At 45.9% G+C, this 870-nt stretch carries 1 pseudogene; it reads right to left on the bottom strand.

The annotated features are described in order from the left end of the window. Nucleotides 1–618: 618 nt before the first annotated feature. Nucleotides 619–870 (bottom strand): annotated as a pseudogene (locus GJ688_RS20000) (IS110 family transposase); the annotation flags it as partial.

The following is an 870-nucleotide window of genomic DNA, read 5'->3' on the forward strand; positions in this document are numbered from 1 at the left end:
ACCTCCCTCAATAAATTAATCATTTCTCCGTAATACTCGCTTTTTCACTGTTTTTCGATACAACCTAAAGCTAACCCTGATGACATTAATAAGGAACTAAGACATTTTTCTAAAAAAGGGTATAGCAAAGCAAAGGTCTGACTTGCATTACCACATTATGGTGGCATAGTAAGCTCCACAAATACCCTTGCGGTGTACCCTCCCATGTCTCACGGGGTCCACCTATAGTGGCCCTTACATTCCTTCGTTCTACCTATCAAGGGGTGGAGGCCAGGTAAGCTCCTTTGCAGGGTCTAAGCCCGTATGGTGATTATTCATCCCGGCTCAATGCTCCTGTTGTCTTGAAAGAGGAGATGTAAAGCAAGCTCGAGAAATTGACCAGTTCGTAGGCGTTTCTCTGTTATGAAAAGTTGGCGCTGAATTCTTGTTTTTAAAAGGTTCGCTACGCTAAAAGTCGGCACTTTCAAATCATGACGCACACTACCTGGAACATCGCCTATTAGCAGGATCCCTGTCACTGGCAAGCGGCTGTCAATGGGCCGCAACGCGGCGGCTGAAAGCCCTTGCCGTTGACAGTTGCTTGTCGGTGACAGACAATCGGTTAGGCGGTGTTCCGGGCTAGACAACGAGTTGAATTTGCATCAATCTCTCTTTACCGAGTAGCTTTTGTGGGTCGTAATCCACGGATTTTCTGCCAATCGTAAACAAGACGCGAATCAGTTTTCCACATAAAGCAATAATCGATTGTTTTTTGCGCAGTGGATTGTCTTTTCGGTTGATGTAGTATTGATGCAACTGCTTGAACTGCTGGTTTTTGGATACAAGGACGAGCATGCTCCGAAACAACAAAGCCCTTATTCGTGGGCGCCC

The organism is Heliobacterium mobile (assembly GCF_009720735.1).
In the GTDB taxonomy this organism is placed as follows: Bacteria; Bacillota; Desulfitobacteriia; order Heliobacteriales; family Heliobacteriaceae; genus Heliobacterium; species Heliobacterium mobile.